The following is a 14,003-nucleotide window of genomic DNA, read 5'->3' on the forward strand; positions in this document are numbered from 1 at the left end:
TCCCGGCAACGTGCGGGAGCTGCAGAACGTGGTCGAGCGGATCGCGGTGGAACTGGCCGAGGAAGTCGACGAGCAGGATCCGGGCGCCCCGTGCGCCGCGCTCGCGCCCGAGGCGCTGCAGGCGATCGCGCCGGAGTTGTTCACGACGCCGCCCGACGCGGCCGATGCCGACGACGCGCAGACGCTGCACGCACGCCGCCGCCGCGCGGAAGCCGACGAGATCCGCGCGGTGCTCGACGCATGCGCCGGCGACCGCGATCGCGCGTGCGCGATGCTGGGCATCAGCAAGACCACGCTGTGGCGCAAGCTGTCGGCGAAATAGGTTCGGGCGCGATGCGCGGCATGCGCGGATTGCGCGTCGCAGGCAGGACGCGCTGGACGCGCGCCGCCGTCAATCGGCCTTGTGATAGTGGCGATATGCCTTCGCGCGATTGCCGCACGACGACATCGAGCACCAGCGGCGGCTGCCGTTCTTGCTGTCGTCGATGAACAGCCACTGGCATGCGTCGTTCGCACAACGCTTGACCTTCGCGAGCCGCGCGCTGCCCAGCAGGTCGGTCGCCGACCACAGCACCGGGCTCAACAGCCCCGCGAGCGTCGCGCCCACGCCGGCGCCGGCGCGCCCCCCGATCCGCCACGCATAGCCGCCGTCGATCCGCGCGAGCGCGACGCGCGGCGCCGCTTCCGCCAGAAAACCGCCCAGCAGCGCGAGATCGTCGGCGTGCGGCTCGCGCCGCTCCGCTTGCGCGTGAAAGAGCCGGTACAGCGCCTCGCGCAACGCGAGCGCGCGCGCCAGCATCGCCGGCTCGTCATCCTGCTTCTTCTCTTGTGCGCGACATGCGTCGGTCAGGCCGGCCGGCACGCCCGCCTGTTCGCGGCACCACGCGAACAGGTCGTCCAGCGTGCCGAAGGTTTCGGTCGGCGCGTCGGCGCCGCGCCAGTACAGCGTGTTCGCGAAATCGATGCTCAACGTGTCGGACGGTGCCGGAATCAGGCAGTCGGTCGTGACGGAAGGTTGCGTCTTGTCCATGCCGCGATCGTATCTAACCACCATGCCGGTTGACAAGCGCATGGGCGCTTTCTAACATAACCAGCATGGTGGTTAAAACAGCTTTGCTGCACTGATGTCCCCTTCAGTTCAAGGAGCCAAAGATGATCGATCACCTTTCGTTCGGCGTTGCCCACATCGACCGCAGCCGCGCGTTCTACGACAGCACGCTCGGCGCGCTCGGCTACAAGCGGCTGTATAGCGACGACGGATCCCTCGGCTACGGCACCACCGAACCGGTGTTGTGGTTGCAGCACGCGGCGCGCCCCGTCGTCGCCGATCCCGAGTCGGGGTTGCATGTATCGTTTCGCGCAGCGTCGCCGGTGGAAGTCGATGCGTTCTATCGAGCCGCGCTGCAGCACGGCGGGCACGACAACGGCGGGCCGGGCAAACGCGAGCGCTACGGCCCCGGCTATTACGCGGCGTTCGTCGTCGATCCCGACGGGTATCGGCTCGAAGCCCATTGCGAGCTGGACAACGTCGTCTGATCGGCTTAGTCGGGACGCGGATGAAAGACAAGGGCCCGATTCCGCATTGCGCGGAATCGGGCCCTTGTCTTTGCTGCATCGATGTTCGGTTCGCGACGGTCGGCGCCGGCGATTAAGCGATGCGATCGGACAACGCGGCGGATGGCGGCGGGTGGCGGCCGGTTGCGCCCGCCACTCGACCCGCGCAAGCGCTTACTGCGCGTTGCGCGTGCGCTGCAACTGCTCGCCGAGCCCGTCGATCCCGAGGCGCACCGTCTGGCCGGCCTTCAGGAACACCGGCGACGGCTTGATCCCCATCCCGACGCCCGGCGGCGTACCGGTCGTGATCACGTCGCCCGGTTGCAGCGTCATGCAGGTCGACAGGTAGGCGACCAGTTGCGCGACGGTGAACACCATCGTGCGCGTGTTGCCGTTCTGATAGCGGTGGCCGTCGATCTCGAGCCACAGGTCGAGGCGCTGCGGATCGGGCACCTCGTCGCGCGTGACGAGCCACGGGCCGATCGGGCCGAACGTGTCGAAGCCCTTGCCCTTGTCCCACTGGCCGCCACGCTCGATCTGCCACTCGCGCTCGGACACGTCGTTGACGACGCAGTAGCCGGCGACGTAATCGAGCGCGCGCGCTTCGTCGACGTCCTTGCACGCCGTGCCGATCACGACACCGAGCTCGACTTCCCAGTCCGTCTTCACGGAACCCTTCGGAATGTCGATGCCGTCGTTCGGACCGCAGATCGAACTCGTCCACTTGCCGAATACCACCGGTTCCTTTGGCACCGGCATGCCGGCTTCGGCTGCGTGATCGGCATAGTTCAGACCAATGCCGATGAATTTGCCGACGCGCCCGACGCACGCACCGATGCGCGGCTCGCCGGAGACGAGCGGCAGCGTGGCCGGGTCGATCGCGCGCAGGCGCGCGAGACCGGCGTCGGACAGCGCGTCGCCGGCAAGATCCGGCACGTGCGCGGACAGGTCGCGAATCCGGCCATTTGCGTCGAGAATGCCGGGCTTTTCCTGGCCGGACGGGCCATAGCGAAGCAGTTTCATCGTGCTCAACCTCTGTTGTCGAATGGGACAGGATACCGGCCGACGCAGCCGCTTGCGGCCACGCGCCGGACTGAATGTCGATCGTCGATGACGCGCGTCGGCGCCGTATCCGGCACGCCATTCGACACGCGAGACTCGCGCGGGCGCAGCGATCGCGGCGTCGCACCGAAGTGCGACGCGCATCGAACGGGCGGCCGCCGGTCTGCGCATCGGCGACGACGGCCCGGTAACCGCGGCATGTGCCGGCCCGTGCTGGCCGGCTTCACGCGCGGCCGCGCCGTCGCTGGCCCGCCGCTCTTTGTACCATCGGCGGGCCGCCGTGAAATGGCGCGCGACGGATACCGACTATTGGTGCGCCTGCGGGTGCTGCGTCGCAGCATCCGGGACGCCTGCAACGACACGGTGTCGAATGGCGCCTTGCGTTGCCATCGGACCACGAATACACAATATTTGTTGCGACCCTGTCATCGGAAACCGCGATTGATCCGTTCTTGTTTGGTAATGATCGGCAAAAACACGCTGCATTGCACACTGAAAGTTTGTTGTTAAGCTCGCGCGGACGGCGGTCAGAACCGCATGCGGCCTTTCGAATCCGCGTGCAAAGCCGGCCAGCGTGCGTCGCCCACCGATGGCAATTCCCGGACTTCCTACTCATGATGCAAACGACCAATGATCCGCTCCCCGGCAGCGACGCACGGGAGTCGATGGGTGCAGCCGACCGCTATCGCGCGCCCGCGCTCGACAAGGGTCTCGACATTCTCGAACTGCTGTCGGAACAAAAGGAAGGGCTCACCCGCACCGAAATCACGAAGGAGCTCGGACGCAACGCGAGCGAGATCTACCGGATGCTCGAACGTCTCGTTGCGCGCCGCTATGTGATGCGCTCGAGCAGCGGCGACCGCTACACGCTCAGCCTGAAACTGTTCGCGCTCGCGCACCGGCATCCGCCGATGAACCGGCTGATCGCCGAAGCCTTGCCGCTGATGCAGCGCTTCGCCGACGCCGCCGAGCAGTCGTGCTATCTGACCGTCTACGATCGCGGCAACCTGCTCGTGATCGCGCAGGTCGACGGGCCCGGCCCGTGGGGCGTGTCGGTGCGGCTCGGCTCGCGCGTCGGGCTCGCCGACACGGCGTCGGGGCGGGTGATGCTGTCGTTCCAGGGTTCCGAGCAGCGTGCGCACATGCTGGCCGAGCATCGCAAGGTCAAGGGCGAAACGCCGATCAACGAGCAGGAACTCGCCTACGCGTGCCAGTCGATCCGACAGGCCGGCTACGTGCGCCAGGACAGCCGCCAGGCGTACGGCTTGACCGACCTGAGCGCGCCGATCCTCGGGCCCTCCGGCCATGCGATCGCGGTGCTGACCTGCCCGTACATGCGCCGGATCGATGCGCACATGGCGCCCTCTATTGACGTGGTCGTCGCAGGGCTGCGCGATACGGCCGGTCAGTTGTCGATGTGCCGCGTGGAAACCAGCTGAATGTGCGAGCGCCGCGCGCCCGGCGCTACGCTAGAATAGCGGCCCTCTCAAAAACTACGGCGGCCGGCTGTCACGGCCGTCGTGTCCGATGGATGTCATGGCCAAACTTCTGAACGATCAAGAATTCCAGCGTTTCTCCGAACTTCAGCAGAAGCAGGCGAGCTTCACGATCACCCCCGAGGAAGCGGACGAGCTGCGCGATATCGTCGCGCGCGCACAGAAGAAGCGTGACGATCGTGCCGCAGCGATGCTGGCGATCGAGAACTACATCGAGCAGTTCGGCATCACGCCCGACGAACTCTTCTCGCCCGAGCAGATCGGCGACGCCGCGCGCACCTACGGCCTCATCACGGCCACCAAGAAGGAACGCACGCTGCCGCCGTCGATCACGTTCAACGGCAAGCCGTATCAATGGACCAAGACGCTTCCGGACGACGTGCGCGGCGCGCTGTTCGACGCGTTTACGTCCGGCGAATCGGTCAAGCGCTTCATCGCGATGCCGAAGGACACCGCGCGTTGCGCGCTGACCATCGCCCGCCTCGAGCGCGAAACCGGTGGCGTTTATGCGGACGCGCACCTCGAGGAACTCGCGATTTCGCGTGACCAGGTGAACGACGCGGCGTCGAAACTCGCCGCGTAAACGCTATCGCGGGCACGGTTCATGCGTGCCCGCACCGGCGCGGACGCCGGCAAAGGCCAGCGCCGCGTCTGGCGGAGCACTGCGTTCGTAGGCTCCCGAAAAGTCTCACCGAAGCGTCCCGTAAGCGCTCACCCGGGCATCCCGTAAAAGCTCACCGAATGCTCCCGGAGACGCTCACCGCCCCCTCCCGAACGTCCTCACCGACGTCTCCCGCAGACGCTCACCACCCTTTCCCGGAAAGGCTCACCAGGGCTTCCCGCAAGGGCTCACCGGCCGTTCCCGGAAGGCTCACCGAATGCTCCCGTATCGGCTCACCCAGCCGCTCCCGGAAAAGCTCACTCGCGGCTCCCGAAAAATCTCACCTTTGTTCTGTTTCCGATGCTGCGGGTGCGAATGCGGGTGTCAGCACGCCGCGGTACGCCACCCGAATCGGCGAAATGCGAAGGCCATCGACGCACGCAACTCGCCCGCCGCGGATGCAGTGACTCGACGCGAGCGCCTTTCCCCGGTGGTCACGGAGCGTCGCATCGCTTCGCGGATTCGATCGAACACGCCGAATGGTCTGCATTGCGAACCGCGAAGAATCCGCGCAACCGCGGCCATGCGTCACGCGACATCATGCGGGCCCCGTCGACAGTGCGCGATACCGCAGCACGTTCGCGCACCGTCGCCCATGCGACTACGATTGCAACTTCATCCTGAACCCAACCACGCCGGGTTCCTCCGTCGTCGATACCGCGAAGCCGCATGACTTCGCCAGCGAAATCATCGCGGTGTTTTCGCGCAGCGCCTCGCCGATCATCCATGCGGTGCCGCGCGATCGCGCGTAGTCGATGATGCGGGTCATCATCAGCCGCCCGAGCCCCTTGCCCTTCTGATCGGGCCGCACGGCAATCGCGAACTCCGCCGTCTCGTTGTCGGGATCGGCGACCGCGCGCGCCACCGCGAGCGTGTGCGACCGGCCCGACACGTCGGTAAACGACACGATGAAGGCCATCTCACGGTCGTAGTCGATCTGCGTCATGCGCGCGACTTGCGAATGATCGAAGCTGCGCACCGCACCGAAGAACCGCATTCGCAGATCGTCCGGCGTCATCGCGCCGAGCAACTCGTTGTGCGCCTCCTCGTCTTCCGGACGGATCGGACGAATCGTCACGGTCTCGCCGCGCCATTCGAGCGTCTGCTCGAGATGACGCGGATACGGCATGATCGCGAGCCGGCTGCGCCCCGTCGCCAGGGTGAGGCGCGGCGCGGTGATGTATACACGGTCGGACAGCACGCGCAGCGTGACCGACATCGCGACGACTTCGCGCACGTCGCAAACGACTTGCGACAGCGCCGTCAGCGCATCGAGCGTTGGCTCGACGGGCGCACGGCGCGCGTAGGGCGAGCGCTCCATGACCGCGCGGGCGAGCACCGTATTGAGCGGCGGCAGCCCGTACACGATGAACGGCGCCGATACGCCGTCTGCCGGCGGCACGGCATAGCGGAACACCGGACCGAAGTTCGAATCGTCGTACATGTCGACCGTGACGTCGACGACTCGGGCGGCCGCCGACGCGTCGGCCGGCTCACCGTGCATCCCGAAGTGAGCGAGCCAGCGTAACGCTGCTTCGCCGGCCAGTTCATGCTCGCCGGCCTCGACCATCTGGCGGGCCTCGACCTGTGCGGACGCGACGCACTCGACCGGCTGCAGCGGCGTGCCCTCGGGCGTCTGCATCAGCAACTGCCGCCCGAGGTTGTAGTCGACCAGCCGCGCGTATGCGCGCGCAAGCCGCTGCGGCGTGGTGTACACCGGGATTCCGTTCGCGTGCAGGGCGTCGCGCGTCGCCGCGTCAACTGCACCGAAGAAGCACGCGAGGATGCCGCGGTATGCGTATTGCCGCAATTCGATCAGCGTGCGCGCGACCGCATCGGCCGGCGCGCTGTGGGACGTCGAATGCACGACGAACAGCGCGCCTGTTTGCGGAAACGGCGCGAGCGCCTTGACGGCGGCGCCGAAATGCTCGGGACGCGCATCGTCGCCGAGCATCAGCGGATTGCCGGGCCCGGCGAGATGCGGCAGCGCGGCCGCTACCGCCGACGTTGCCGCCGCCGGCCAGTCGGCCAGCACGTCGCGCACCTCCGCGACCGCATCGCCCGCAAGCTTCGCGACACCCGCGTCGCTCGTCACGAGCGTCGCCGCGCCCCGCGCGGTGACGCGACCGACGCCGAGCGTCTCGATCTCGTCGAGCAGATCGTCGAGCGCATCGACGCGCACCATCCCCGCACGCTGGAACGCCGCCGTGTAAAGCGCATCGCCGGGATCGGCGCGCCCGGTGCGCAGCGCGAGCACCGGCTTGTTACGCGCCGCCGCGCGCGCTGCCGACATGAACTTGCGCGCAGCGCATACGGTGTCGAGCTCGAGCAGGATCGCGCGCGTGCCGGGATCGCTGGCGAGGTAGTCGAGAACATCGCCCGCATCGACGTCGGACTCGCTGCCCAGCGCGACGACGTGCGAAAAGCCGAGGCCTCGCGCATCGGCCCAGCCCAGTACCGCGTTCGTCAGCGCGTTCGATTGCGACACCCACGCGACGCCGCCCGATCGCGCCGTATAGGCCGGCGCGCCGAAATGCGCATGCCGCGCGGGCGACAGCACGCCGAGACTGCCGGGCCCGACGATACGGAGCACGAACGGCTTCGCGGCCTTGAGCGTGCGATCGAGTGCCGCACGATCGGCGTCGGTGCGCGCTTCGCCGACGATCACCGCGACGCGCGTGCCGAGCTCGCCGAGCTTGCGCACGATGCCGGCCCACGTGGCAGGCGGCGTGCAGATCACGGCGACCGATGGCGGCGCGGGAAGGCGGTCGACATCGGCCACGACCGCATGCCCGTTCAGTTCGCGGTGCTTCGGATTGACGGGCCACACGGGCCCGTCAAATGCACCGTCGAGCACGCGCGCCCACACCATCGCACCGATACTGCCGGCGCGCGACGATGCACCGACGACGGCAACGGACCTTGGCTGGAACAATGCATCGAGATGGCGGACGGTCACATCGGCTCCCTACGGTAACGAAAGACGAACCGACCGGCACACGGACCAGATAGCCATGTGCCGGCCGACGCGAACTCCAAGCATAGGCGAACCCGATACGGCTGCCTATATGCCGAACGGCCGACTGTGCGACGCGCATCAATGCCCGCAACATGAGCCGGTAACCGACGCCTTCGCACGATGCAACGGGCGAAGGCGTAACGATGCGGTCATCCGATCGCCACTTCAAAGGTGAGGATTTACAGGAGCCATGGTGAGCAAGTTCGGGAATAGCACGGCGCAGCGTGTAAATACGCGAGAGGTGACGGCAATCGGTCGTACGTCAGCACCGCGAAGATCGAGCATGCCAATGCGCGCATGCCGCGTCATTGCGGGGTTGTTTACGGGAATTCGCGGTGATATCCGGGCGAATCGCAGCGAATTCGCAAAAAGGTATCCATTAATCGCGCGGCATTGCCGTTCAATTCGCGGCCCCGAATCGCATTGCCGCTGCCCAAAAACAAAACGGTGCGACGGCCGCAGGGCCGTTCGCACCGTCAGTCAGCGCACGAAAGGTGAGGATTTTCGGGAGTCAGTCCTTGATCAGGAAACGCGCCCGGTTCTTGCCGAGCCACGCCGGCGCACGCCCGCGGCCGCTCCACGTTTCGCCCGTCTTCGGGTTCAGGTACTTCGGCGGCAACGGACGCTTCGGCTTCGCGGCAGCGGCGGTGCCCATCGGAAGAAAACCGAGTTCCTCTGCCGTAATGTCGAACTCCTCGATTTTCGCCCGAATGGCGGCAATCGCATCGGTAATCGCCTTTTCGCGTTCCTTGTCGATCTTTTGCTGAAGTCTTTCGAGCTGCGCGGTCAGTTGCCTGTAGGTCGCCATATGGATGGGACTCCGTGAGTGTTATTCATGAAAAATAGCCGACTCCAAGCGAATGGAAAAGCGCTTCACCCGATCATGGTCTCCTCAGCCGGTCATGACGGGATCAATAACCGCTTTTCTTCTTGCATGCGAAGAGAAGATTTCGCACGGCGTCATCGGTCGATCGCTGGATGACGTCGAATTCCCCATTGCAGAGGGCTCGGGCGTTGTCCGTGCAATTGCTCCAGTCGCCACCGGTGCACTGCACCTGCGTAGTGGGGCGTCCGTCCGAAGTGAACAATGGCGCCCCGCCGCCGCACCCGCCGAGCCCCGCAACCAGGGCCAACAATCCGGCCCGACACCAATGCGTTCGAGGCCACCGACAGACCGCCGCAAGCATGTGTTTCATTGTTGTTTCCGTCAACCTATTTTTGAATGTCGCGAGTATGCCATGCACTGTCGCCCCGCGTTCAGTCGGGTGTCCGGTCGGGGCGTCCGCGCGTCTTGTACGGCACGGCCCGGCGCGGATCTTCGGTGATGCGAACGAATACTTGCTCGACGTCGGGAAGCGCGCCGAGTTCGCGCGCGAGCGCCTGCCGGTCGAATGCCGGATCGGCACACCCTTCGACGTAAATGAAGCGCCGCTGCACGGTGATCCACAGGCTCGTGCCATGCAGACGATCGGTGCCCGCGAAATGCGCTTTGGCCGCCGCGGCGATCGGCGCGTCATACATATAGGAATTCGGTTTCGTGCAGCGGTGGGCGAGCCAGCAGGTGGTCCCGCGCTCGACCCGGTAGTGCGCGTCGTCCTCCATCTCGGCGCGCGTCATCCACGGGCCGAGCGGCAGCGGGCATTCGGCGAAATCCCGCGACAGCACGACGAACGGATCGTTGTACCAGTTGCGCCGTGCCGCAGGTGCATCCGCGTCACTCGACTGCGCGAACGACGACGTCGTCACCAGTACCGCCAGCCATCCGACGATGCCGATTCGCTTCATCGTTGTCTCCTGTCGGGCACGTCACCGGTGCCGTTCCTCATGTCCGCGCGCATCCGTCGCCGCTGGCCACCGGTCGATTCCCAGCGCCGCCAGTTTCTTGTAGAGCGTCGCCCGACCGATGCCGATGCGCGCGGCCGCTTCCACCACCTTGCCGTCGCAAGCGGCCAGCGCATCGATCAGGAACTGGCGCTCCCACGCGGCCAATGCATCGGTATACGAAACGACCGGCGCACCAGGCGGGGCCGATGCGTCGCCAGCGTCCCGGCCGGCCGGCGACGGCGCAACCCGCGTGCCCGCCGGCACGCTGTCGGGCGCCACGCGCATCGGCCCGAGGAACGGCGCGAGCGCACGCGCGTCGATCACCGAGCGATCCGACAGCATCAGCGCACGCTCGAGCGTGTTGCGCAGCTCGCGTACATTGCCCGGCCAGGGGTACGCGCACAGCACCCGGAGCGCATCGTCGGTCAGTTCACAGTGGGCGGCGCGGCCGTGCTGCGCGGCCAGTTCCTCCAGCGTCGCGTAGACGAGCGCCGCGATGTCGGACGCGCGCTCGCGCAGCGGCGGCGCGTGAATCGTCAACACGTTGAGCCGGTAATAGAGATCCGCGCGAAAGCGGCCGGCCTCGACCAGCGCGGGCAGGTCGGCCGACGTCGCGGCGATGATCCGCACATCCGCGCGCACGATCCGGTTCGAGCCGAGCGGTTCGAACTCCTTGTCTTGCAACACGCGCAGCAGCTTGCCCTGCAGCGGCAGCGGCATGTCGCCGATCTCGTCGAGAAACAGCGTGCCGCGATCGGCCAGCTCGAACTTGCCGACGCGCCCCTTGCGGTCGGCACCGGTATACGCACCCGGCGCCGCGCCAAAGAATTCGGTTTCGAGCAGCGTGTCGGGAATCGCCGCGACGTTGACGGTCACGAGCGGCTGGAGCGCGCGCGCCGACGCCGCGTGGATCGCATGCGCGAGCAGTTCCTTGCCGGTGCCCGTCTCGCCGAGCAGCAGCACCGGCGAATCGACCTGCGCCGCACGCCGCGCCTGCCGCTTGGTTTCGAGGCTCGCGGCGCTCGTGCCGACGAAGCTCGCGAACGTGTATTTCGCTCGGCGCGCCTGCGCGAGCGAACGCTGCGTCGCGATCAGCTGTTGCTGAAGCTGCGCGTAGCGGGAAAAGATCGGCGTGAGCGTCTTCAACTGGTCGAACAGCGCGAAGCCGATCGCGCCGACCGTCTCGCCCGCCTCGTTCTTCAACGGCAGGCGCGTGACGACGAGCGGCTCGCGGCCCGTCTCCATGATGTCGAGCAGGATCGGCTGTCCGGTCGACACGACCTCGCGCATCAGGCTGTTCGGAATCACCGCCTCGCAGTCGAGGCCGACTGCCTGCTGAGGATCGGCGAACCCGAAACGCGCCGCATAACGCTCGTTCATCCACACGACGCGCGCGTCGCGATCGACGACCACCGTGCCCGCACTCGAATCCTCGAACGTACGAAACAGCGACTCGGCGGCGCGCCGCAGCACGTCGCCGTAATTGACGGGCAGGCGGGCCCAGTCGTTCATCATCGTGTCGTCGTCTCCGCATATGTTTGGCCGGATGTCTCCGGAACGAGACGAAGTATCTCATTTCGGAGATGCGCCGGAATGCCTTGTCAGGGAATGCCCTGGCCGATTCGACGGGCTGTCCGGACGGCCAAATCGTCTCCCGATGGAGACGTTTTATGTAGAATCTTCAGACATTGGCCGGCGCGGGCCCGCCGGCCTGCGCCGGACCCATGTCCGGCGGCGCAATCCGGCCGATGGCACGAAACCTGCACGAACCCGTCCCGGTCCGCGGCGCGTCCCGCGATCGAACAACAACCAAAGCCATTCCAAGCAATTAGGAGACTCCCTTGTCTTTCGTGATCGTCCTCGCCGCGCTGGCGTTTCTAATGTTCGCCGCGTATCGCGGCTACAGCGTGATCCTGTTCGCGCCGATCGCCGCGCTCGGCGCGGTCCTGCTGACCGACCCCGCCGCCGTCGCACCGGTCTTCTCCGGCATCTTCATGGAGAAGATGGTCGGCTTCGTCAAACTCTATTTCCCGGTGTTCATGCTCGGTGCCGTGTTCGGCAAGGTGATCGAACTGTCCGGGTTCTCCGAGTCGATCGTCCATGCGGCGATCCGCTACATCGGCCGCTCGCGTGCGAATGCGGTGATCGTCGCGGTGTGCGCGCTGCTCACCTATGGCGGCGTGTCGCTGTTCGTCGTGGTGTTCGCGGTGTATCCGTTCGCGGCCGAACTCTATCGCCAGAGCAACATTCCGAAACGGTTGATGCCCGGCGCGATCGCGCTCGGCGCGTTCTCGTTCACGATGGACTCGCTGCCCGGCACGCCGCAGATCCAGAACATCATCCCGACCACGTTCTTCAAGACGACTGCCTGGGCCGCGCCCGTGCTCGGCACGATCGGCTCGCTGTTCATCATCGTCGTCGGCCTCTCGTATCTCGAATGGCGCCGCCGTTCGGCGATGGCGAAGGGCGAAGGCTACGGCACGTCGCTCGTCAACGAGCCGGAGCGCGTCGAGGTGACGTCGCTGCCGCATCCCGCGCTGGCGATCCTGCCGCTGATCCTCGTCGGCGTGTCGAACTTCGCGCTCACCAAGCTGATCCCGACGTGGTACGGCGCCGCATCGTACACGGTCGCGCCCGACGTGCTGCCGGGCGTGCATACGCCGGTGACGACGTCGATCAAGACGGTCGTCGCGATCTGGTCGGTCGAGGCCGCGCTGCTGCTCGGCATCCTGCTCGTCGTCGCCACCGCGTTCAGGCGCGTCAGCGACCGCTTCGCTGCCGGGTCGAAGGCGGCGGTCGGCGGCGCGCTGCTCGCGGCGATGAACACCGCGTCCGAATACGGCTTCGGCGGTGTGATCGCCGCGCTGCCGGGCTTCCTCGTCGTCGGCGATGCGCTGAAGAGCATCCCGAACCCGCTCGTCAACGCGGCCGTGTCGGTCAGCTCGCTCGCCGGTATCACGGGCTCGGCGTCGGGCGGCATGAGCATCGCGCTCGCCGCGATGTCGGACCTGTTCATCAAGGGCGCGCAGGCCGCCAATATCCCGCTGGACGTGCTGCACCGGGTCGTCGCGATGGCGAGCGGCGGCATGGACACGCTGCCGCACAACGGCGCGGTGATCACGCTGCTCGCGGTCACGGGCCTCACGCACCGCGAGTCGTATCGCGACATTTTCGCGGTCACGATCATCAAGACGCTCGCGGTGTTCTTCGTGATCGCCGTGTACTACACGACGGGGCTCGTGTAAGCCTGTGCATCGGCGGCGTTCCGCACGCCGCCGCACCTAGGTCGGCCGCATCGACGCGGCCGCCGCTCCCGCTCCCATTGTTACCAGCAGCAGAACACTGCGTTGGGAGCGATCGCATTTTTCCCGCGCGTGGCCGGGCCTACACTGTTTTCAACCGCAGCCGCTTCGTCGAACGAAGGCCGGCCGCCCAGTCGGAAACATGGAGGTCTCGATCATGAAGCGCCTGATTCATGCAGTTGCCATCGCCCTGGCCGTATCCGCCCCGCTCGCCGCGCACGCGCAGTCGAACCCGCCGCTCACGCGCGCGCAGGTCCACGCCGAAGTGAAAGCGCTCAAGCAAGCCGGCTTCCAGTCGAGCGACTGGTTCTATCCGGCCAGCATCGTTTCCGCCGAAGCGAAGATCGCCCGCGAGCAGAGTACCGGGTATGGCAGCGATCGCGGCGCGTCGTCGGAGTCGAGCCGGTAATCGCGGCATCCGCTCCCCCAGCCCGCCCGACCGCACCCTTTCCCGCCGTTACGCCTTCACCGGCTGAATCAATTTCGCACACGCCGCTGCCTGCGGATCACCCGCCGGCAGCTTCGCGCATACCCCGTCGAACTGCTTCACGACCGACCTGACCGACGCGTCGTGCGCGCCGCCGCCGCGCCAGCGGTTCAGTTGCGTGACGACCTTGGTGAGCGCCCGCAGGTTCGCCCCATAAAACGCATCCTTAGTCTTCCCGGCCTGCGCGAGCACGCTCGCGGCGATCGCCTCGATCCGCGCCGAATCGTCCGGCGCCAGCGCGACCGCATTCGCGAAGTAGGTCGCACCCCAGCGCAGTTTCGTCGCCGGTCCGCTCGCCGAGTCGTACGCCTTCCGGTACCAGTCGAGCGCCGCGGCCTTGTCGCCGCGCGCCTTCGCATTCGCGGCCAGTCCGGACATGAAGTAGTACGGCGTCGCCGAACGCGCCAACTCGGCCTTCAGCAAGACATCGGATTCGTCGTATAGCCCTGCGTCGGTCAACGTGTCCGCCGCTTCGCTGACGAGCGCCTGCCGCTCGTACGGATTCGCGGCGCCCTGCACCGATGCCGCGATCTGCTTGCGTGCGGCATCGACCAGTGCCGGCACGACGGCGGTCGATCGACGACAGCGTCGTGTCGGT

General features: G+C 66.7%; 13 protein-coding genes and 1 pseudogene. 6 read left to right on the top strand and 8 right to left on the bottom strand.

Annotated elements, in window-relative coordinates:
* Positions 1-322: helix-turn-helix domain-containing protein (locus F3J14_RS28550; protein ID WP_282100756.1), on the top strand; the 322-nt coding region annotated here is incomplete at its 5' end.
* Between the two features lie 69 nt (positions 323-391).
* Here F3J14_RS28550 and F3J14_RS28555 read toward each other — a convergent pair.
* Entirely contained in the window at positions 392-1,054 is a 663-nt protein-coding gene (locus F3J14_RS28555) for an ABATE domain-containing protein (protein ID WP_166725809.1), read from the bottom strand.
* Between the two features lie 98 nt (positions 1,055-1,152).
* On the opposite strand from F3J14_RS28555, the gene F3J14_RS28560 reads away from it, so the two are divergent.
* Positions 1,153-1,536: a VOC family protein gene (locus F3J14_RS28560; RefSeq protein WP_166725800.1), complete on the top strand. Its 384-nt coding sequence runs from the start codon at positions 1,153-1,155 to the stop codon at positions 1,534-1,536.
* A 192-nt stretch (positions 1,537-1,728) separates the two neighbouring features.
* Here the strand turns inward: F3J14_RS28560 and F3J14_RS28565 are convergent, their stop codons facing one another.
* Positions 1,729-2,577, bottom strand: coding sequence for an ureidoglycolate lyase (locus F3J14_RS28565; protein WP_166725801.1), 849 nt, complete (start codon positions 2,575-2,577; stop codon positions 1,729-1,731).
* 653 nt (positions 2,578-3,230) lie between these two features.
* Between F3J14_RS28565 and F3J14_RS28570 the strand changes: the two genes are divergently transcribed.
* Together F3J14_RS28570 and F3J14_RS28575 are read left to right on the top strand one after the other, a co-directional pair.
* A complete protein-coding gene (locus tag F3J14_RS28570) occupies positions 3,231-4,055 on the top strand; it encodes an IclR family transcriptional regulator (protein WP_211080399.1) in 825 nt (274 codons plus the stop codon).
* A gap of 88 nt (positions 4,056-4,143) precedes the next feature.
* On the top strand, positions 4,144-4,695 hold the full coding sequence (locus F3J14_RS28575; protein ID WP_006754155.1) for a hypothetical protein: 552 nt from the start codon (positions 4,144-4,146) through the stop codon (positions 4,693-4,695).
* Positions 4,696-5,374: 679 nt separating this feature from the next.
* Here the strand turns inward: F3J14_RS28575 and F3J14_RS28580 are convergent.
* The 5 genes from F3J14_RS28580 to F3J14_RS28600 form a co-directional block, all read right to left on the bottom strand.
* A complete protein-coding gene (locus F3J14_RS28580; RefSeq protein WP_166725802.1) occupies positions 5,375-7,732 on the bottom strand; it encodes a GNAT family N-acetyltransferase in 2,358 nt (785 codons plus the stop codon).
* A 571-nt stretch (positions 7,733-8,303) separates the two neighbouring features.
* Complete coding sequence (locus tag F3J14_RS28585; RefSeq protein ID WP_166725803.1) at positions 8,304-8,600, bottom strand: H-NS histone family protein; 297 nt, start codon at positions 8,598-8,600, stop codon at positions 8,304-8,306.
* 103 nt (positions 8,601-8,703) lie between these two features.
* Complete coding sequence (locus tag F3J14_RS35885; protein WP_012367057.1) at positions 8,704-8,988, bottom strand: hypothetical protein; 285 nt, start codon at positions 8,986-8,988, stop codon at positions 8,704-8,706.
* A gap of 61 nt (positions 8,989-9,049) precedes the next feature.
* Positions 9,050-9,577, bottom strand: coding sequence for a BON domain-containing protein (locus F3J14_RS28595; RefSeq protein WP_166725804.1), 528 nt, complete (start codon positions 9,575-9,577; stop codon positions 9,050-9,052).
* A gap of 21 nt (positions 9,578-9,598) precedes the next feature.
* Positions 9,599-11,131, bottom strand: a complete 1,533-nt coding sequence (locus tag F3J14_RS28600; protein ID WP_166725805.1) for a sigma 54-interacting transcriptional regulator — start codon at positions 11,129-11,131, stop codon at positions 9,599-9,601.
* A gap of 326 nt (positions 11,132-11,457) precedes the next feature.
* Here F3J14_RS28600 and F3J14_RS28605 point away from each other — a divergent pair, with 326 nt between their 5' ends.
* Complete coding sequence (locus F3J14_RS28605; RefSeq protein ID WP_166725806.1) at positions 11,458-12,861, top strand: GntP family permease; 1,404 nt, start codon at positions 11,458-11,460, stop codon at positions 12,859-12,861.
* Between the two features lie 214 nt (positions 12,862-13,075).
* Positions 13,076-13,327, top strand: a complete 252-nt coding sequence (locus F3J14_RS28610; protein ID WP_166725807.1) for a DUF4148 domain-containing protein — start codon at positions 13,076-13,078, stop codon at positions 13,325-13,327.
* A gap of 48 nt (positions 13,328-13,375) precedes the next feature.
* Here the strand turns inward: F3J14_RS28610 and F3J14_RS28615 are convergent.
* A pseudogene (locus tag F3J14_RS28615) lies at positions 13,376-14,003 on the bottom strand (thioredoxin family protein); the annotation flags it as partial.

It is taken from the genome of Burkholderia sp. Tr-862 (assembly GCF_011753085.1).
Lineage (GTDB): Bacteria > Pseudomonadota > Gammaproteobacteria > Burkholderiales > Burkholderiaceae > Burkholderia > Burkholderia ambifaria.